This window comes from uncultured Algibacter sp., from assembly GCF_963976535.1.
In the GTDB taxonomy this organism is placed as follows: domain Bacteria; phylum Bacteroidota; class Bacteroidia; order Flavobacteriales; family Flavobacteriaceae; genus Algibacter_B.
The window spans coordinates 1-20,537 of sequence record NZ_CAXBLF010000057.1; the positions used below are offsets into that span (position 1 = coordinate 1).

Below are 20,537 nucleotides of genomic sequence, written 5' to 3' on the forward strand. Positions count from 1 at the left end.
AAAAGAAAAATCCCGTTTCACCAAACTAGTAAAAAGGGAGCTTTTATAATAGATTATTAAAACCTTCTATATTGTTTTTTTAATAATGCTGTTTGCTACTTCTAGCCATTCACTTGCACCACCTTTAACATAACCTGTTTTACCAAGATTATTTAAATTCATTTTTCCATCTGGCATCTTTTCTGGATTCACAAAATATACTGAAGGATAACCTCTTACTTTAAACATAGCCTGTAATTGACGATTCTGTACTTTAAGATTTTCATCCTGAGGTGTTCTTTTTGGAAAGTCTAATTCTACTAAGACCATATCATTAGACCACTTTTCAAAGTCTGAAGTTTTAAAAACCTCATTTTGTAATTTTATACACCATCCGCACCAATCTGAACCAGTAAAAAACAGCATTACTTTTTTATTTTCCTTAACCGCAATTTCTAGCGCTTCATTAACATTGGTATGCCAAGTCAATTTTTCTTGAGCTAAAGCATTAGCCGAAAATAAGGCGGTTAAAAACAAGGTAAATATTATCTTTTTCATCTATATATTTTTAAAAACTAGTCTTTAAACTCAGACTTAAACCCTTTGTAATATTCGTTAAATTTTTCTTGAGTGTCAAGTATCTTGTGATCATCTTTTTTGAACATTTTTAAATAGAGTTCAATTTGTGATGGTGTTTTATAGCCTTTTAACGGGAAAATTAAATTCGCTTTTTCATCTAAAAATACAATAGTTGGAAATACTTGAATCTGAAAATATCGAGACAATTCGTGAGCAGAATTTCTTCTATTTGCTAATGCTGGATCATAAGTAGGGTTAGAAAACTCTTGCCCTTTAAAATTAATCGTTTCATTACCTTCAGCATTAAATTTTACAGCGTAGTAATGTTCATTTACATAATCTGCAACATCTTTATTTTGAAACGTATTTTTATCAAGCATTTTACAAGGCCCACACCAATTGGTATAAGCATCCATCATAATCTTCTTTGGTACTTTCTTTTGGAGATCAACAGCTTCCTCAAGAGACACCCAATTTATTTTTTGCGCTAAGGCATTCAAACTTATAAAAGCCATCGCTAACATTAAAAGTACAGTATTTTTCATAATAAACTAAGTTGCAAAAGTTGTTCCGAACTTACAAAAAACGCGCCTAATTGGGCCCAATTTGACTATTTTTTAACGTTTTTTTTCGATTAACGGACACCGTGCATTAACTTTTTAAGTAGCGGGTTAAGTACAATAGATATTAAACCGGCACCAATTGGTATTAGTGTGAATATTAAAAAAAATGTACCTAAAGAATATTCTTCAGAAATTTTATCAATCATACCTCCCATAGTACCTGCTGCTTTTTGTCCAACAGCAATTGCCAAATACCAAACTCCAAACATAAACCCAATCATTCTTGGAGGCACCAATTTACTCAAATAGGATAAGCCAACTGGTGATAAACATAATTCTCCCATGGTATGAAACAAATACGCCAAAATTAAAAATACTATACTCACCGAAGCTGTCTTAGCGCCTGAAGGTATTTCTGAAGCGCCATAAGACAACACTGCAAAACCAACACCCAACAAAATCAAACCTAAGCCATACTTCATAGCTGCACTAGGATTATATTTACTCTCCCACCATTTAGAAAACAATGGCGCTAACGTAATAATAAAGAAAGAATTCAAAATCCCAAACCAAGTAGCTTCTATTTCGTTTCCTTCATCTGAAAATTTATTTACTAATCTAAAAATTACCAAGTACCAAATACCTGTAAATGCAATTGCAAGGATAATATTTGATAAGCCTATCTTTGAATATGTTTTTTTAAATAATAAGAAAAGCACCCAAGTAATAATGATAAGAGGGACTGTTGTTAATAAAGCATCAACAATTTTAAAAATCATTGCTGAGTCTCCAACAAGCGTCCTGTTAGTATAATCTCTAGCAAACAAAGTCATAGAACCTAATGATTGTTCAAAAAAAGCAAAGAAAAACACAGTGAAAATTCCAAAAATGGAAACCGCAATAATTCTATCTCTAATTATCGGGATATATCTAGATATTCGAGTTACGAGCAATATTAAAAATAAAACCAATGCCGCTAATACAATAATATTAGAACCACTCATTCCTCCAATTTCAAAAGGCGCTAAACTTTTTCCTTCAATTTTTGCTAAAGGGTCATTAAATAAATATAGTAACCCACCAACAGATGATAAAACGATTAATATCTTATCAAACAATGTAAAAGGGTTTAATTTAGCATCTATATTTATTTTTTGTTCTTCTGAAGGACTCTCTTCATTAATATTTTGAGGTAACTCAACTTCATAGACTTTAGATGGTTTTGCTCCAATGGAACCAAACAAACTGCCTGCTAACCAAAATTGAAGCATTCCAAAAAACATAAAAACACCAGCTAAACCAAAACCCCAAGACCATCCATAATTTTCAGCTAAATAGCCACATAGCATCATACCAAAAAAAGCGCCTGCATTAACTCCCATATAGAAAATAGTATAAGCGCCATCTTTTTTAGATTCTTTGCCTTTGTACATTTCAGAAATAATAGAGGTAATATTTGGCTTAAAAAAACCCGTTCCTATAACTAATAAAGTCAATCCTAAATAAAAGGTCGCAGTAGTTTCTATAGCCAATGCTGCATGACCAAGCGTCATTATTAAAGCCCCAATTACAACAGCGATACGATAACCCGTAATTTTATCAGCAACCCATCCTCCAATAATTGGAGTTAAATATAATAATGATGCATAAGTTCCTATTAAAGCCAAAGCATGTTCCCTAGGCCATTCCCAACCTGGGTTATCACTAAAAATAGGAGCAGTTAAAAACAACACCAAAAGTATACGCATTCCATAAAACGAAAAACGTTCCCACATTTCAGTAAAAAACAATACAAACAAACCTGCTGGATGCCCAATAACTTTGTCTTTAAAAAGATTTTCAATGTCTGTGCTCATAAAAAAATAATTTAATGATTATAATGAAGAAAACCCTCATTAAGAGGGTCTTTATATTTTAATTATCTGCTAGCTCGAAGCCTTCAGCTTCATCATGAATTACATGCTCATCATCTTCAGCCCCATGAGTCAGCACTTCCAATTTCTTTCGTAAAAGCATTACTAAGCTTCCAAATAGAATACAAAAAATAGCGATTCCTGTAAAGATTGTGTATTCACCTAGGCTTTCCGAGGCTTCACCAAGTACACCCGCCAATTTATTACCAAAACCTGTCATAGCAAAATAAACACCCATCATTAACGAAGCATATTTTAGAGGGGCTAATTTTGTTATATATGATAAAGCAACAGGGGAAATACATAATTCCCCTACAGTATGAAACAAATAAGCTAAAACCAACCAATACATTGCTGAAGAGCCATTACTTTCATATTGTCCAGCTGCTGCAGTCATAAAAAAGAACCCAGCCCCCATTATCATTAAGCCCAAAATCATTTTAAATAATGATGTTGCTAATTTCCCTTTCAGTTTTCTCCTAGCCCAAAAAGCGGCAACGCTAGTCCCTAAAAAAATAATAAACATAGCATTTAATGACTGAAACCATGAAGCTGGAACTTCATTCCCTATAAAAGGTAAAGAAAAAGATAATATTCTATTTGTTTTTTCGGACGCATAAATATTCATTAATCCACCAGCCTGTTCAAATGCTCCCCAAAACACAATCACTAATAAAAACGATATAAATAATACAACAACTCTATCCTTTTCTATTTTAGTCATAGGCTTTTTCATAGCGGCCTTTTCTTCTTCATTTACAGAAGCTCCTAAAAAATTACCAACATATTTTAAATGCTTCTGACCTAACACATATTGTACTAACCCTAAGGCCATCCCAATACCGGCCAAACCAAACCCGTAATGCCAACCATAAACTTCGCCTACAGTACCAACAATCAAACTTGACAAAAAAGCTCCAACATTAATACCTATATAGAAAATTGTAAAACCTTTATCTCTTCTTATATCTCCTTGTGCATATAAACCCCCAACCATAGTTGAAATATTTGGTTTTAGCATACCAACACCAGCGATAATTAAACCTAAACCTGTGTAAAAGGCCCACATTTGCTCAACGGCCAAAACGCTATGGCCCGCTACTAAAAGCATGCCACCATATAGTACAGATTTCTTTTGTCCAAGAAATTTATCTGCAATCCACCCGCCAGGAATAGACATAACATATACAAGCATCGTGTACCATCCATACAAGGCTAAAGCCTCGCCATTCGTCCATCCCAAACCAGCATTAGTATCTGATGTGCTTTGTACTAAATATAAAACCAGTATTGCACGCATCCCATAATAAGAAAATCGCTCCCACATCTCTGTAAAGAACAGAACATACAACCCTACTGGATGTCCGAATAACTCTTTTTGTTTCATTGTAGCTGAATTTGCCATATATATATATAATTTTGGTTAGTATTTTATCCTTTAATTTTAACTTGATTCACTTTTGTTTCTTCTTTGTTTTGAATTTTATCACCCAGTTTTTCATGAATAAAGCTTGTCATTTTTTTATATAAATGAAGACTTGTATTACCTCCATAAATACGATGATTTTTATCAGGATACACCGCCCAATCAAACTGTTTATCTGCTTGAATTAAAGCTTCTGCTAAACGCATGGTGTTTTGTAAATGTACGTTATCATCACTAGAACCATGAACTAAAAGAAAATCTCCTTTTAATTTATCGACATGATTTAGCGGGGAGTTTTCATCATAGCCACTAGGATTTTCTTGAGGCGTACCTAAAAAACGTTCTGTATAGATAGAGTCATAAAAACGCCAGCTACTTACAGGCGCTACGGCAATTGCCATATTAAACACCTCATTGCCCTTAAATAAACAGTTACTACTCATAAAACCACCAAAACTCCAACCCCAAATACCTATTCTACTAGCATCAATATAAGATAACGCACCTAATTGTTTTGCAGCAGTTATTTGATCTTCAACTTCGTATTTTCCCAATTCATTTTGAGTAACCTTTTTAAAATCTGCGCCTTTAAAACCTGTTCCTCTTCCATCAACACAAACAACTATATAGCCTTCTTGCGCTAAATGTTGATACCAGTAATCGTTAGAATTATTCCATTGATTAACAACTTTCTGTGAACCTGGACCAGAATACTGATACATAAGTAATGGGTATGCTTTAGAGGCATCAAAGTTTGCAGGTTTAATCATCCACATATTTAAATCACTACCATTAACAAGAATAGTACTGAACTCTTTTTTAGATGTTTTATAACCTGAAAGTGTTTGAGCCAGCTTATCATTATCCTTAATACTTTTAATCAAATTTCCTGATTCGGAACTATTCAAAGTATACTCAGGTGGTGTTGTAGCACTTGAAAACGTATTTATAAAAAATGAAAAATCGGCACTAAAGGAAGCATTATTGGTGCCTTCGCTTTTGGTAAGCCGTTTTTTGTTTCGTCCGTTAAGTTTTATAGAATAAACATCTCTATTTATCGAACCATTTTCAACAGATTGATAGAAAATAGTATTGTCTTTTTCATTGTAACCATAGTAATCAGTGACTTCCCAATTTCCTTTTGTTACCTGATTGATTAAATTGCCTTTTTTATCATAATGATAAATATGATTGTAACCATCTTTCTCACTTGTCCAGATAAAACTATTATCTTTTAGGAATGTTAGATAATCTGTTACATTAACATAAGCTTTATCTCTTTCTGCTAACACCATATTTGAAGTGTTTGTTATAGCATTTATCATCCATAAATCTAATTCGTTTTGATGCCTGTTCATATATTGCGCACTTAAAACATCTGGATTATTTGTCCATTTAATTCTAGGCATATAAAAGTCTTCATACTCTTTATCTACCTTAACTTTATTCGTCTCTTTTGTATTTAAATCAAAGATATGAAGTGATACTTCTGAATTTGCTTCACCTGCCTTCGGGTATTTAAAAACCCGTTGCGTTTGATAAAGTGCTGTACCGTAAATGTCCATTGAAAATTCAGGCACATTGGTTTCATCAAATCTAATAAAAGCAATCTTGTTGCTATCTGCATTCCAATCAAAGGCACGAACAAAAGCAAATTCTTCCTCGTAAACCCAATCGGTAATTCCATTAATTATTTTATTTTTTTCACCATCAGAAGTCACTTGAATGATTGCACCAGAATTCAAATCTTTTACATAAAGATTATTATCTTCCACAAAGGCAACTCTTTTTCCGTCAGGAGAAAAAGTAGGTTCTTGAATTTTTTCTTCAGAAATTAAATCTAAAGAACCATCCTTAACATTGTAAACGTAATAGTTCCCTAATACTGAACGCCTATATATTTCCTCTTCTTTAGTTGCCAAAATTATCTTTTGTTCATCTTTACTAAACGTATAATCAGTAAAATAAGGGATATCTTCAAGGTTTTCAGAACTCACTAAAGTTTCAACCTTTTTTAAGGTTTTATAATCATAAATATCTATAAAAGTGCTTCTTGTTTTTCTATCAAAATTTAAAACAGAATATTGCTGACCATTAGCCATAGAGTGCAATACATCCATAAGTTCTGTTCTAAACGTGCCATCTTTCCAAATATCTTCAAGTGTAATTTCTTTAGTTTGTGCCGATAAAATTATTGTTGTAAAAAGGCAAACGTAAAGGGGGAATTTAATGTGTTGCATGTGTTTATTTAAACTGTTCTTAAAAAGTCCAATTAGTCTCTAAAAATTATATTTCGTTATAAAAATTAGTCAATTATGGGCGTTTAGTCAAAAAAACTATTTATTTCATAATATGATGTCAAGTTTACTAAAAATTATGCAAAAAACCTCTATTATTAACATTTATACCAAAAGAACATCAAAATAACTGATTAAATTCGTTTCTATTTCCTTTAAATTTCAAAATAAAATAAAACCGTAACTAAGGCTATGCTTATATTTTCTATTTTATCTAAAGAAAATATAATTCTAATTTATTATCCATCATTTTGATGTTCTTTTGGTATTAAATGATTCGGTTTAAAGTAAGCTATTCAATATTCGTACCAAGAGTAGTATCTTTGCACTGCTAATTTGTATACTATGAGTAAATCTATCGCTGGTTTTTCTAAATTATCTAAATCAAAAAAAATTGATTGGATTGTTGATACTTATTTTTTAAATGCAGAAAATGCTAAAGGTATTTTAAAACAATATTGGAACAATAACGATAAGTTACAACAACTTCATGATGAGTTTATTGAAAACACGATAACCAATTATTATTTACCGCTTGGTGTCGCTCCTAATTTTTTAATAAATGATAGGCTATATACCATTCCTATGGCTATCGAGGAAAGCTCGGTTGTTGCTGCTGCGAGTAAAGCAGCTAAGTTTTGGTTGGAAAGAGGTGGCTTTAAAACCAAAGTAATTTCTACTACCAAGATTGGACAAGTTCATTTTATTTACAAAGGCGATTTTAAAAAATTAAAGCAGTTTTTTAGTCAAGTAAAGCCTAAACTTATTGAAGATACTGAAGCGATCACAAAGAATATGAGAAAGCGTGGTGGTGGTATTCTTGATATTGAATTACGTGATAAAACATCAGATATAGATAGCTATTATCAATTACATACCGCTTTTGAAACTTTAGACGCTATGGGCGCTAATTTTATAAATTCATGCTTAGAACAATTTGCGAAAACCTTTAAAAACGAGGCTTTATTATTTGAATTATTTTCTGAAAGAGAAAAGGAAATTGATATCGTTATGAGTATTCTTTCTAATTATGTGCCAGATTGTTTGGTTCGTGCGGAAGTGAGTTGCCATGTTGAAGATTTAAGTGAAGATAATACGATTTCAGGCAAAGCTTTAGCTAATAAATTTATACAAGCAGTAAATATTGCTGAAGTTGAACCATACAGAGCAGTCACGCATAACAAAGGTATTATGAATGGCATTGACGCTGTTGTTTTAGCCACAGGAAATGATTTTAGAGCTGTTGAAGCTGGAGTTCACGCTTATGCTTCAAGACACGGAAGCTATAGCAGTTTAACGCATGCCAAAGTTAAAGATGGTGTGTTTACCTTTTGGATGGAAATTCCTCTAGCCTTAGGAACCGTAGGCGGACTTACAGGGCTGCATCCTTTAGTCAAATTAGCTTTGGAATTATTACACAATCCATCAGCTAAAGAGCTTATGCAAATTGTTGCTGTAGCAGGATTAGCTCAAAATTTCGCTGCATTACGTTCACTGACTACAACAGGAATTCAACAAGGACACATGAAAATGCACTTGATGAACATATTAAATCAGATGGAAGCGAATGATGCCGAAAAGCAAACTTTAACTGAACATTTTAAAACTAACACAGTAACACATAGCGCGGTAACCAAAGCATTAAACAAACTAAGAGTTTAAAGTGAAAAATAAAAAAATTTACAGTCATGGAAAACTTCTTCTTTCTGGAGAATACGTAGTACTTGATGGTGCTATATCTCTGGCTATTCCAACTAAATATGGACAATCTTTAGAAGTAAAACCCATTAACGAGAGAAAACTTATTTGGCAAAGTCTAGATGATAAAGGCAATGAGTGGTTTGAACACACATATAAATTTGAAGAAATTTGTTATCCTTTTATCTATGAGTCACAAATTGAAACCTACACTAATGCTGTTTCAAAAACACTTCTTAAAATACTTTTTAATGCCATAAGGATGAAACCAAGTTTTTTTAGTGAGTATCTAGATGATTATGATGATAATGGGCAGAAAATAGACGGCAAGGGTTTTAGAATAACTACAAAATTAGAGTTTCCAAAAAATTGGGGATTAGGTACGTCATCTACGCTCATAAACAATATCGCGCAATGGACAAATGTTGATGCTTTCAATCTTTTAGAAAAAACTTTTGGGGGCAGCGGTTATGATATTGCTTGCGCTAAAAACAACAAAGCTATTACCTATCAACTTAATTCTAATTATAATGAGATCCTGAATCAAGTTCAGGATGACAAAATGATAATTAATGAGGTTAATTTTGATCCTTCATTCAAAGAACACCTTTATTTTGTGCATTTAAATAAAAAACAAAATAGTCGTGATGGTATAAAACATTATCATAAGAATAAAGAAAACACTCAATCTGCTATTGCGTCTATCAATACTATTACTTTAGAAATGATTACTTCAAAAACATTAGAACACTTTCAAAGTTTAATGGTTAAACATGAAACTATCATCTCTAAAATAACCAAACAACCACCTGTTAAAAGCATCCTATTTAACGATTTTGAAGGTGCTATAAAAAGCCTTGGTGCGTGGGGAGGCGATTTTATAATGGTTGCTTCAAAACATAATCCAAGTCTATATTTTAAAGATAGAGGTTATGAAACTGTAATTCCATACTCAAAGATGGCACTATAATACCATTTCTACATTGAAATGACCGCAACTATCACTCAAAATAATCCATATAATTTGTTGCTATTTCGCTCATATTTCAATTTAAAACAAAACCAGAACTAAGCCTATGCCTGAATTTTCTATCTCATCTGAACATATTATAATTCAAATTATTTTTAGCTCATTATAAATAATAATTAGTATAGTTTCCCTGAGTACATGACAAAAATTGATAATATATCGGATGTCAATCTGAGCGCAGTCGAAGACATTGGAAATATCGTATTCAAAAGCATTTCGACTGCGCTCAATGTGACACTTTTATATTTTTGTCATGTACTAAAATAGATTCCAATAAAAAAGCCTCGATGAACGAGGCTTTTTTATTATATGTTTTTCAATTTTTATTGCACTTGAGTTGAAGCTCTATTATCTTCAATATCAGCAGCTTCTTTTAAAGCATTATACAATTTCGAATTAACCGCACTTGCTTTTTCCTGTTCAACTCTATTAGCAGCAGCTTGATAGCTATCTAACTCAACCGCTGGCGTAACTTTAGTAACTTGTACCATATAAACGCCATTAGTACCCTCTATCAATTTTGATGTTTCACCTTCATTTAAGCCAAAAGCGGCACCAGTAAGAATTGGCTCTCTACCTGCTCCTGAAATAGTTGGATTTTTCATATTAATACCTGTAGCAGTTCTAACATTAGTTTTCTCAGCAGCAGCAAAATCTTCTAAAGTAGTTGCAGAAGCTCTATCCATAATAATTTTAGCTTTCTTTTCTTTTCTGATAATAGGTAACACTTTAGCAGTTGCATCATCAGCAGACATTAATCCTGCTTTATGTTTTGCTACTAATTGCGCAATTACATATCCATTAGGAATATTAAAACGTTTAATATCACCAACTTCAACATCTTCTTCAAAAGTCCAACGTACAATTGGTCTTTGGTTTCCAACACCAGGAATATTTTCATCTAAAACCTTTATACCATTAACAGGTCTTAATGTGTATTTGTTATCTGTTGCAAGTACGCCAAAATCTCCTTTTCCAGCATTAATTTCAAAATTTGAAGCCTCTCTAAACACTTTATCTGTAGTTGTTTCAGATGGCTCAATTTTTCTAGAAATAGTTCCTACTTGAACCGCTTTTGTTTTATTCTTCTGTCCTTCAACTTCTATAATATGGAATCCAAATACTGTTTTAACAACATCTAAATCACCTGTTTTTCCTTCAAATTCAAAATCATTAAATTCTGGAACCATTGTGTTGTATGGGTGCCAATCGTAACGTCCTTCTTTAGCAACACTTCCTTGATCAGACGAAAACTCCTTAACAAATTCTGGAAATTTTGAACGATCCCTTTTTAGTATAGTTAATAAACTATCTGCAGTTACCTTGGCTTCAGCTTCAGTTTGCACTACATCTGGTCCAGCACTTTGAGCACCTTTAAAAGGAATTAAAATGTGTCTTACTTTAGCAGAATCTGGTATTTGTTTAACAGCTATTACTTTAGTTACTTTAAAAGATCCATCGTGCTTGTAAGGACCATAAACTTCACCTTCATTTAAATTATAAATAGCATCAGCAGCTTCTGTTGGTAAACTTGATTTAAAAACAAAACGCTCATCAAATTTTATATCTGAAGCCGTTACTGAGTTTATATACGCTTCATTATTTTTTACTTTAGAAAAAGCAACAATAGTATCTTTTCTGCCTCTTTCATCAACAAACCTACCGTTAATATAAGTTTCTAATTCAGCTTTTATTGCATTTTCATCTTCTACAGAAGCAACTTCTTTAAATTCAACAAAACGAATATCTCTTGAAGCATCGACTTTATATTGATTCTTATTTTTGTTGATGTAACTTGTAATATCTGATTTCGATACGGCTACGATACTATCTGGAATTAAAGAATAGGCTACTTGTACATATTTAATATCTACTTTATTGCCTTCTAATTCATGATCCAATTTACCTTCTGCAAGCGTACCTGTTAAACCAGCCTTAACCATATTGAAATAGTTTTGGTTTAAAGCATTTGAAGCCACTTGATTTTCATAATTAACCCAACTAGCAAAACCTTCTGGTGATGTTTCTTTTAAGTTAGCTATATATTCGTTCATTTTATTTTCATCAAATATACCCGCCTCATTTAAAAAGTTTTGGTTAGTAGCTAATGACGTTTTAAGCAAATCTCTCATTTGATCTTTCTCAACAGAAATTTCAAGTTCATCAAACTGAGTTTCCATAACAGCTTGTCTAACTTCTTGTTCCCAAACTCTATTCATGACTTGCGTATTGGTAGCACTTGGTCCCATTTGCCTTTGTAGTTGTTCTACTTTTTGCATGAAGTACTCACGAGTAATATCTTTTCCATTTATGGTTGCAACAATGTTTTGCGACTTAGAAGTCAATGCATCACTGTTTTTAAACAAATCTGCTAATACAAAAGAGAATAGCGCTAATGCTATAATTAATATTAAGAATAGTGAACGTTGTCTTATCTTATTTAAAACTGCCATCTGTAAATTAAATTTTTAAAATCCGTTGTTGGAATTGCTTGTTTAGTTAAGTGTCAATTGCAATAAACTGACAAAAATATCGTGCGCGAAAATACCATTTTCTATTCAATAATAAAAGGGTTATTTGCGATTTGTTACTCATAAAAATTATCTCGCAAAGTCGCTAAGATGCAAAGCTCTATTAGTTATCAATTAAAAAACAATTTACTGCTTACTGAATACTGCCAACTGACTACTAAATTAGTCTTCATCTAACACTTTAATTTCTACCATATCAATTTTTGTATTTGATACTTCTAAAATTGTAAATTGAAAGGCATCTATTTTTACGATATCGTTTTGCGCAGGAATCTCCTCGGTATGGTTAACAATAAGACCACCAAGGGTTTCATAATTTTCACTGTCAGGAAGATTAATTTTGTAGGTTTCATTAATATAATCAACTTCCAAACGTGCTGAGAACTTATATGTATCTTTCTCTAATGTTTCCTCAATTAAATCTACTGAATCATGCTCATCTTCAATCTCGCCAAACAACTCTTCAACAATATCTTCTACGGTCATAATGCCTGAAGTTCCTCCATATTCATCCAACACTACCGCTATACTTCTGCGTTTTTTCGTAAGTACACTTAATACATCTTTAATAAGTACTGTTTCTGGAACATACTCAACTTGTGTTAACATGGATTTAATAGTTTTTCTCTTTTTAAACAACTCAAAAGAGTGCACATAACCTAAAATATCATCAACAGTATCTTTATATACTAAAATTTTAGTTCTACCAGTTTCAGTAAACAAGGCGTTTAGTGATTTTACTGAATCTGAAATTTCAACAGCAATAATTTCGGTTCGAGGAATCATTACTTCACGTGCTTTTACTTCAGAAAATTCTAAAGCATTTTGAAAAATTTGTATTTCACTATCTACATCATCCTGGGCCTCTACCGACTCCATTTGCTCACTTATATAATTACCAAGTTCAACTTTAGTAAATGCTAACTGAATTTGATCGCCTTCAGTTTTAAAGAACACCTTCAGTACAAAGTCGGAAATCCAGATTACAAAATCTGAAATAAACGTAAACAACACATAAAACACATAAGCAGGAATTGCCAATGCTTTAATTAAAGTATTAGAATATATCTGAAAAAATACTTTTGGTAAAAACTCTGCGGTTATTAATATTACAAATGTTGATATTATAGTTTGAGATAACAAACTTAAATCTGTTAACAAATAATCTAGAAAAGGGTAAGACGTTGGCACCATGGATTGAAACCAATTAACCAACAAATCGCCCATAAAAAATCCATAAATAACTAATGCTATATTATTACCAATAAGCATTGTAGTTATAAATTTTGAAGGTTTTGCAGTAAGCTTAGTTAAAGCTTTTGCAAGAATACCCTCTTGTTTTTTTTCAATTTCAATATGGATTTTATTAGAAGACACATAAGCAATCTCCATCCCAGAGAAGAAAGCTGATAGTATTAATGATACAATTATAATGATAACATAAATGCTCATTTATTTTGAATTGTCTCTGTTGTCAAATTTTTTACTAAACCTTTTTCTAAAGAAAAATATAAAAATAGCTAGTGCTGCTAATAATATTGAAGGGTAGTAAATATCACCATTACTCATATACTTTGAGATGGCATCATATATAAATAATACTGCAAAAACGATATAAGCGTATTGGAAAATTTTAGAATATTTCATCATTATATATTTAAACGGTAAAGATACTTAAAATTGAGAAAGGTCATTCTAATTTAGATTCCCATTTTTATGGGAATGACCATTTCAACAGAAACCTTTTAGTTTTACTCCAAGGAAATCATTCTTAATTAATCTTCTAGAGTAATAATGCCTGTAACTTCAAGTACTTCGGCATTTGTGAATTTAGAATTTGAATCAAAACCATTACCATTTATAAGGTCTTGGTCGGTTTTAAAACTTACTGGCTCATTAGTATATAACCATTCTTTTTTCTGATCGTAGAATAATTGATCCGTTTTTAAAACTCTATTGTCATGAGTGGTGATTACAACATTATCCTGCATATCAATCAAATCCGTATTATTGTAAACAAAAGCGTTGTCTGCTACTACGGTACTTTTTTTATTATCCTTATCATAGACATACAGCGTAACACCATCTGTAAACTGATGAAAAGGAAAATCTCTGTTAGAATAATCTAACATTTTCGTACTAATCAAATTAGCAGAAACTCTTCCTGAATCGGTATATTTTACGTTAATATTATAATCAATTCCAATAGGTTCATTTTCAGAAATACCTATTTTTTGTACTTGCTTAAAACTATCGTTACATGAAAAAAACATAGTCACAATAAATATTGTGACTATGTTTAATATATGGTATGTAACTTTTTTGTTCATTAAATACTTGGTACTGTTACAGAAGCTCCAATCCAACAACTAATTTTAATGGTTTGACCAGCTCTACCTGAGCTAAAAATCTCAGATTTCTGTGGTGCTTTTGCATTGTAATTTGCAACAGATTTTGCAGCGTTTTTCTTTTGTGTAGGGTCAACACGAGCTGCTTTTCTAGCCTCGGCTGCTGCTAACCAATATACGGCTCTTTTATCAAAATTACTTTCTCCACAATTATTAGCACTAGCGGCGTACATGCCTGCAATTGATAAATATGGACGACCATTAGAAGGGTTTAACTTTAAAGCCTCTCTAAAGAAACCTCTTGCTTGACCATAACTCCCTCTAGCTTTTAATTTTAAACCTATTCGGTTATTAAGCTTGGATTTTTTAAAGTTATCCGTTTCTAGTGAAATAGCTTGTTTATAAAACGATATAGCCTCACTAGATTTGCCTTCTTTATCTTTTAATATCCCTAAATAATAGGCTGAATTAGCAGAAGGACTTAATTCATGGTATGCATTTACTAACTTAAAGAATAATGGATCATCAGTACAATCTTTTTCAGACATTTTCCCTGCTGCTCTTTGTAACCAAAGGGCATTGTTTTTATTCTCTTCAAAATCTTTTTGGTACAAAGGAATTAGGTTTTCACAATTTGCTCTATCACCTAATTTCTGGTCAATACTTCCAGAAATCTGATCGTAAGCTTTTAAATAACTTTCGTAATAACTCTTATATTTCCCTTCTTTCTTAGTTAAAGTTGTACCAGCATCTTCTTTCTCAATAATTTTATTAAGCTTTTCAGAGTAGTTCTTTACTTCATCTTCTACTTTCTCAACAATATCATCATATTTATTAAATAAATCTGCTGCAGGTTTTTTGCCAGCATCGTACAAATCAACCATTAAAGAAAAATAAGTATATAAACTTTTAGGGTTAGTAAACGTATCTTTATCTAATTTATAAGCAGCATCAAATTGCTCAAATAATTCGTTATTAACTTTACCTAGTTCTTCTCTATGGTCATACATTAATTGACAAGCTTGAGCAGCATATTCTCCCTTAGGAGTTTTACTTGCAAAATGCTCTCCTCTTTCTTCCCATAGTTTTAAAAGATCGTTAATGAAAGCTACTTTATCAGCACCAGTTGCATTGTCTATTTTATGTTCTAAAATCTTTTCACCATCTACATAAATAGCGTTGTTAAACTTAGGACACTTGCTTCTTACAGCCATCCAAGGCTCGTAAGCTGCATCATAGTTTTTTGCTTTAGTATATTCATGGAATATGGAAAGCTTAGTCATACACTCTTCATCCTGTTGTGCAAAACCAAAGTTTAACCCAATAAATAAAATAGCTAATAATAATGTAATTTTTGTTTTCATGATAATAATTTTGTTCTGTTAGTCATACTTTCTTTTATTAAACCATCTATCGTTCAAAGATAAACTTAATTGGAAATTAATAAAATTCTCTTGTATTAAATTGTTGTTTTTAGTTCCTCGTTTACCTATTTCGAAGCCTAAATTAGCATTAGACAGTAATCTTGCATCTCCAACTGGTATACCTACTCCAAAAGATATGCCAAACTCTTTAATTGATTGGTTATTTATATTTAACCCCGTATTTTCAGCTCTAACACCCGCTCTATAAACCATTCGTTTCCAGTATCTTGAAAAAGAATTGTATTGAGGAATATAAAAACCGCCTAAAGAAAAAGAATAAGCATCTTCATAAGATGTATCATTACTAAATAATTCGTTTGAAAAGTTACTGGTCTTTAAAAAAGTAGTTTCAGCACCAACAAACCATTTTCTTGGTTCACCAATACCAGCACCAATTGAAAACTTAGAAGGCAATACTAAATCTGTTTCTTGTAAACCAATAGCTCCTAAATCTGTTTCGATAGTGTTCCTTTCAAATTCTTGACCAGTAGAATTTATTGTGATCGTAGAAATTGATCTTTCATTTTTTGAAGTCAAAACACTTTCAGGGTTATATGCTAAACTAGAAACTAACTCCAATTTTTTACTTATCATAGTTTTATATGATAAACCAAAATTTAAGTTTAAACCACTTAAGTCTGATCTATTGTTTTCACGAGATTGATATTGAGTAGGTAGGCCATCAGAATATTGATAAGCAACAATACTATTTTGAACATTACCAAAATTATATTGAAAATCTACTCCAACAGATAGTCCTTTAGCTAATTGATAACCAAAACCAAGAAAAGCTTTATTAAGCCCTCCTTCTCCTTCAAACCTATTATCAATACTACCACCAGAATTTAAAGATTCTAATTTATAACCTACCGAAGTAAATGGCAACAAACCAAAACCAAAACCAAACTTACCCAAAGGAATGTTTATGGCTAAATAATCAAAAGATGTTGACGACGCTTTATCACTACTTTTATTGCTTTTTAAATCAGTACTGGTATAGCTACCTCCAACAGCAAATTTAACAGGTCTACTTTCACCCCCCCAACTTGCAAGATTCTCTCCAGCATAAGAAGCAGGATTTCGCAAATTAACATGAATGCTATCGTTGTATATACTCAAACCCCCCATACTTCTATTCTCTACAGTACCTTTAAATTTTAGACTTCCAATACCATAAAAAGAATAAGGAGACGTTGTTCCTTGTTGTCCATAACCGTGAATTGCAATTACAGCAATAAAAACTAATACAAGTTTTTTTATCATTCGTTTGAGTTAAATTGTAAAATAAAGTTTAATCCCTCTAAAAGAAAATTAGGATTGGCAAATATGCTACTTTTTAATTGTTTAGACAAGAATTTAGCATCACCTCCTGTTAAAATTACTGTTAAATCTGAATATTTAAGTTTATACGATTCTATAACACCATCAATTTCGTGTAAAATGCCATAAATCACACCAGAATGTATAGATTCTTCAGTAGATGCTCCAGTAATATTCTTGGGTATTTCTGACTCTAATAACGGTAAATTTGCAGTTAAATTATTTAACGATTTATAACGCACACGAATTCCTGGTGAAATAGCACCTCCCAAATATTCGTTATCTCTATTTATAAAATCATAAGTTACGCAAGTTCCAGCATCAATAATAAGTACATTCTTATCAGAAAATCGCCTAACAGAAGCACTAACCAGCGCCAATCTATCAACCCCTAAGGTTTTTGGTGTTTTATAAAGATTATCAAAAGGTAACTTAGTATTAAAATCTAACTCTAATAAATCTAAATATTCTGAAATAGCACTTATATCCTTCTTTTTAAGTTTTCCAACAGAAGAAATAATAGCGCTTTCAATTGAAGTATATTTTTTATTCAAAACTTTTACTTCACTTAAAACACTATCAAGTTTAACTGTAACCTTATGCTTAATAAGTCCATCCTTAAAAACAGCAAGCTTTACAAAAGAATTACCAACATCAATAATTAAATTCATATATTTAAAAAGTATAAATTTACAAAATGACTTACAATAACTATTCCTAGTTTAGCTATTATATTAATTAGAAATAAGTTATCTCTTTACATTTAAAATATAAAACAATTAATATAATTTTTTGCGTTTTTCTCTTGGGGAATAACAAAAATGAATATATATTTGCAACCGCTTTGGCGAGGTACCTTAGCTCAGTTGGTAGAGCAAAGGACTGAAAATCCTTGTGTCCCTGGTTCGATTCCTGGAGGTACCACAAAAAAATCCCGAAACTTAGGTTTACGGGATTTTTTGTTTTTAGTTATGTTATTAAAATTCACTTTCAGGTATAAACATAATTGATATATCTTTAGTAACTTTCTTAAAAATTTTGAAAATTCAAGTTATTTGATTCTTTTGAACATTATTAAATTAACTAATCCATTAATCTTATTATTTATGAAAATCACTTCCAACTATAATTTTTTAACCTCTATTATTCTATCATGTTTGTTTTTAGTTCAGTTATCATTACATGGTCAACATAACAACCAAACCTCAAATACTAATAATTTAGCACAAAACTCAATGACTAGTGATACTGAATCTAAAATTGAAGCCATTATTAAAACATTAACATTAGAAGAAAAAGTAGCCATGTGCCATGCACAATCAAAATTTAGCACTAAGGGTGTTGAACGATTAGGCATACCCGAAATATGGATGGCTGATGGCCCTCATGGGGTAAGAGCAGAAATAAACTGGGACGATTGGGCATATGCTGGATGGACAAACGACTCTATTACCGCATTCCCTGCTCTAACCTGTCTCGCCGCTTCTTTTAACCCAGAACTATCTAGCCAATATGGCTTCAGTTTAGGAGAAGAAGCTAGATATAGAAAAAAAGATGTGCTATTAGGTCCTGGAGTTAATATCTATAGAACACCTTTAAACGGGCGTAATTTTGAATATATGGGTGAAGACCCTTTTCTGGCATCTACAATGGTTGTACCCTATATTAAAGGTGTACAAAAAAATGGAGTAGCAGCATGTGTTAAACACTATGCACTCAATAACCAGGAACACTGGAGAGATAAAATAAATGTAGAAATAAGTGACAGAGCTATGCATGAAATTTATTTACCAGCGTTTAAAGCATCAGTTCAAGAAGGTGGTGTTTGGGCTATAATGGGCGCTTATAATAAAGTTAAAGGTCAATACGCATGTCATAATGAGATACTTAATAACATACTAAAAAAAGACTGGAATTTCGATGGTGTCGTTATTAGCGATTGGAGTGGCGCCCATACTACTGAAGAATCTGCGTTATATGGTTTAGATTTGGAAATGGGCACAGGTACTGATGGGTTAGGAACTACTACTGATGATTTTTATTCCCAATACCATTTGGCAACGCCTTTTTTAGAGGGTCTTAGAAATGGTGACTTTCCAGTATCTATAGTTGATGACAAAGTTAGAAGAATTTTACGATTGATGTTTAGAACCAATATGAGCGCTAATCGTCCTCTTGGTAACGCAAATACAAAAGCACATCAAGACGTTGCTAGACACGTAGCAACTGATGGTATTGTATTATTGAAAAATAAAGAAAATTTCTTTCCTATTAAAGATGACAAGAATTTAACCATAGCCGTTATTGGAGAAAACGCAACACGATCTATGACAGCCGGTGGAGGTTCTTCTGAATTAAAACCCAAATTTGAAATATCACCTTTAGAAGGGATTAAAGCACGTTATAAAAACGCTACTATTTTACATGCTTTGGGCTACCAAACTGGGCCTTCACTGTATAGTCAAATTATCCCTCCCACTCTGGATTTAGATTCTCTTAAAACAGAAGCCATTAAAACTGCAAAAAACGCTGATGTTGTGTTATTTGTTGGAGGTTTAAATAAAAGTCATTTACAAGATTGTGAGGGCGATGACAGATTACAATTTGGACTCCCATTTGGGCAAGAAGATTTATTAAATGATATCTATGAAGTCAATAAAAACATTGGTTTTATATTGGTTAGTGGTAATGCTGTTGAAATGCCTTGGCTTGATAAAGTGAATGCACTAATTGAAACTTGGTATCTTGGAAGTATGTCTGGGCATGCTATCGCCGATGTTATAAGTGGAGATGTTAACCCTTCTGGGAAACTACCTTTTTCATTTCCAGTGAAATTAGAAGACAATGCCGCGCATGCTTTCGGAGCATCATCTTATCCTGGTGAGAATATGACACAATATTATAAAGAAGATATTTTAGTTGGTTACAGATGGCATGATACTAAAAAAATAAAACCACTTTATGCTTTTGGTTATGGTCTTTCGTATACCTCTTTTACAATGTCCGATATAAAAACGGATAAGAAAACCTATGCTCCAGAGGATTCTATTACGATATCTTGTACAGTAAATAACACGGGGCTTGTAGAAGGTTCTGAAGTTGTCCAAGTATATATCGGAAAACCAAAATCTAAAGTAAAACGCGCTATAAAAGAATTAAAAGGCTTTCAAAAAATAACCATTGATAGTGGAAAACAAAATAAGGTTAGTATTAACATTCCCGTGAAATCTTTGGTTTTTTATGATGAAACCATTTCAAATTGGAATCTTGAAAAAGGAGATTATATCGTTTATATAGGTAATGCTTCAGACAATATCTCTAAAAAAATAAAAATATCTATTAAATAAACTTAACGCTAAAAAAATAGCAATCCGTTTGTATTATTCACAAACGCCCACGCTAATTCTAACTCTTTATTTTCCTTCATTA

At 32.0% G+C, this 20,537-nt stretch carries 15 protein-coding genes and 1 tRNA gene; 4 read left to right on the forward strand and 12 right to left on the reverse strand.

Going from position 1 to position 20,537, the window contains the following annotated elements:
- Nucleotides 1–66: 66 nt before the first annotated feature.
- From AAC024_RS13090 to AAC024_RS13110, 5 genes are all read right to left on the reverse strand, one after another.
- Complete coding sequence (locus AAC024_RS13090) at nt 67–537, reverse strand: thioredoxin family protein (RefSeq protein ID WP_339895933.1); 471 nt, start codon at nt 535–537, stop codon at nt 67–69.
- Nucleotides 538–554: 17 nt separating this feature from the next.
- Nucleotides 555–1,103: a thioredoxin fold domain-containing protein gene (locus tag AAC024_RS13095; protein WP_339895934.1), complete on the reverse strand. Its 549-nt coding sequence runs from the start codon at nt 1,101–1,103 to the stop codon at nt 555–557.
- A gap of 89 nt (nt 1,104–1,192) precedes the next feature.
- Nucleotides 1,193–2,977: a peptide MFS transporter gene (locus tag AAC024_RS13100; RefSeq protein ID WP_339895935.1), complete on the reverse strand. Its 1,785-nt coding sequence runs from the start codon at nt 2,975–2,977 to the stop codon at nt 1,193–1,195.
- Between the two features lie 58 nt (nt 2,978–3,035).
- On the reverse strand, nt 3,036–4,439 hold the full coding sequence (locus tag AAC024_RS13105) for a peptide MFS transporter (RefSeq protein WP_339895936.1): 1,404 nt from the start codon (nt 4,437–4,439) through the stop codon (nt 3,036–3,038).
- A 26-nt stretch (nt 4,440–4,465) separates the two neighbouring features.
- Nucleotides 4,466–6,700, reverse strand: coding sequence for a S9 family peptidase (locus AAC024_RS13110; protein ID WP_339895937.1), 2,235 nt, complete (start codon nt 6,698–6,700; stop codon nt 4,466–4,468).
- A 402-nt stretch (nt 6,701–7,102) separates the two neighbouring features.
- Between AAC024_RS13110 and AAC024_RS13115 the strand changes: the two genes are divergently transcribed.
- Both AAC024_RS13115 and AAC024_RS13120 read left to right on the forward strand, forming a co-directional pair.
- The gene (locus tag AAC024_RS13115) at nt 7,103–8,419 is read left to right on the forward strand and encodes a hydroxymethylglutaryl-CoA reductase, degradative (RefSeq protein WP_339895938.1); all 1,317 of its coding nucleotides are present in this window, start codon (nt 7,103–7,105) and stop codon (nt 8,417–8,419) included.
- A 1-nt stretch (nt 8,420) separates the two neighbouring features.
- Nucleotides 8,421–9,425: a GYDIA family GHMP kinase gene (locus tag AAC024_RS13120; RefSeq protein ID WP_339895939.1), complete on the forward strand. Its 1,005-nt coding sequence runs from the start codon at nt 8,421–8,423 to the stop codon at nt 9,423–9,425.
- A gap of 383 nt (nt 9,426–9,808) precedes the next feature.
- Here the strand turns inward: AAC024_RS13120 and AAC024_RS13125 are convergent, their stop codons facing one another.
- From AAC024_RS13125 to AAC024_RS13155, 7 genes are all read right to left on the reverse strand, one after another.
- A complete protein-coding gene (locus tag AAC024_RS13125; RefSeq protein ID WP_339895940.1) occupies nt 9,809–11,938 on the reverse strand; it encodes a SurA N-terminal domain-containing protein in 2,130 nt (709 codons plus the stop codon).
- Between the two features lie 240 nt (nt 11,939–12,178).
- Nucleotides 12,179–13,468: a hemolysin family protein gene (locus tag AAC024_RS13130; protein ID WP_339895941.1), complete on the reverse strand. Its 1,290-nt coding sequence runs from the start codon at nt 13,466–13,468 to the stop codon at nt 12,179–12,181.
- Nucleotides 13,469–13,663: a hypothetical protein gene (locus AAC024_RS13135; RefSeq protein WP_339895942.1), complete on the reverse strand. Its 195-nt coding sequence runs from the start codon at nt 13,661–13,663 to the stop codon at nt 13,469–13,471.
- Nucleotides 13,664–13,791: 128 nt separating this feature from the next.
- On the reverse strand, nt 13,792–14,346 hold the full coding sequence (lptC, locus tag AAC024_RS13140; protein WP_339895943.1) for an LPS export ABC transporter periplasmic protein LptC: 555 nt from the start codon (nt 14,344–14,346) through the stop codon (nt 13,792–13,794).
- A complete protein-coding gene (locus AAC024_RS13145) occupies nt 14,346–15,728 on the reverse strand; it encodes a hypothetical protein (RefSeq protein WP_339895944.1) in 1,383 nt (460 codons plus the stop codon). The genes lptC and AAC024_RS13145 overlap by 1 nt, the downstream gene beginning before the upstream one ends.
- A gap of 18 nt (nt 15,729–15,746) precedes the next feature.
- The gene (locus AAC024_RS13150) at nt 15,747–17,051 is read right to left on the reverse strand and encodes a hypothetical protein (protein WP_339895945.1); all 1,305 of its coding nucleotides are present in this window, start codon (nt 17,049–17,051) and stop codon (nt 15,747–15,749) included.
- Nucleotides 17,048–17,779 (reverse strand): type III pantothenate kinase, encoded by a 732-nt coding sequence (locus AAC024_RS13155; RefSeq protein WP_339895946.1) that lies wholly within the window; start codon nt 17,777–17,779, stop codon nt 17,048–17,050. Before AAC024_RS13155 ends, AAC024_RS13150 begins: the two co-directional genes overlap by 4 nt.
- A gap of 180 nt (nt 17,780–17,959) precedes the next feature.
- Between AAC024_RS13155 and AAC024_RS13160 the strand changes: the two genes are divergently transcribed.
- Nucleotides 17,960–18,032, forward strand: a tRNA-Phe gene (locus tag AAC024_RS13160).
- A gap of 182 nt (nt 18,033–18,214) precedes the next feature.
- Complete coding sequence (locus tag AAC024_RS13165) at nt 18,215–20,455, forward strand: glycoside hydrolase family 3 C-terminal domain-containing protein (protein WP_339895947.1); 2,241 nt, start codon at nt 18,215–18,217, stop codon at nt 20,453–20,455.
- Nucleotides 20,456–20,537 lie beyond the last annotated feature (82 nt).

Coding starts and splice junctions, on each gene's coding strand:
- AAC024_RS13090 (WP_339895933.1), bottom strand. CDS start 537: ATGAAAAAGATAATATTTACCTTGTTTTTAACCGCCTTATTTTCGGCT.
- AAC024_RS13095 (WP_339895934.1), bottom strand. CDS start 1,103: ATGAAAAATACTGTACTTTTAATGTTAGCGATGGCTTTTATAAGTTTG.
- AAC024_RS13100 (WP_339895935.1), bottom strand. CDS start 2,977: ATGAGCACAGACATTGAAAATCTTTTTAAAGACAAAGTTATTGGGCAT.
- AAC024_RS13105 (WP_339895936.1), bottom strand. CDS start 4,439: ATGGCAAATTCAGCTACAATGAAACAAAAAGAGTTATTCGGACATCCA.
- AAC024_RS13110 (WP_339895937.1), bottom strand. CDS start 6,700: ATGCAACACATTAAATTCCCCCTTTACGTTTGCCTTTTTACAACAATA.
- AAC024_RS13115 (WP_339895938.1), top strand. CDS start 7,103: ATGAGTAAATCTATCGCTGGTTTTTCTAAATTATCTAAATCAAAAAAA.
- AAC024_RS13125 (WP_339895940.1), bottom strand. CDS start 11,938: ATGGCAGTTTTAAATAAGATAAGACAACGTTCACTATTCTTAATATTA.
- AAC024_RS13130 (WP_339895941.1), bottom strand. CDS start 13,468: ATGAGCATTTATGTTATCATTATAATTGTATCATTAATACTATCAGCT.
- AAC024_RS13135 (WP_339895942.1), bottom strand. CDS start 13,663: ATGAAATATTCTAAAATTTTCCAATACGCTTATATCGTTTTTGCAGTA.
- lptC (WP_339895943.1), bottom strand. CDS start 14,346: ATGAACAAAAAAGTTACATACCATATATTAAACATAGTCACAATATTT.
- AAC024_RS13145 (WP_339895944.1), bottom strand. CDS start 15,728: ATGAAAACAAAAATTACATTATTATTAGCTATTTTATTTATTGGGTTA.
- AAC024_RS13150 (WP_339895945.1), bottom strand. CDS start 17,051: ATGATAAAAAAACTTGTATTAGTTTTTATTGCTGTAATTGCAATTCAC.
- AAC024_RS13155 (WP_339895946.1), bottom strand. CDS start 17,779: ATGAATTTAATTATTGATGTTGGTAATTCTTTTGTAAAGCTTGCTGTT.
- AAC024_RS13165 (WP_339895947.1), top strand. CDS start 18,215: ATGAAAATCACTTCCAACTATAATTTTTTAACCTCTATTATTCTATCA.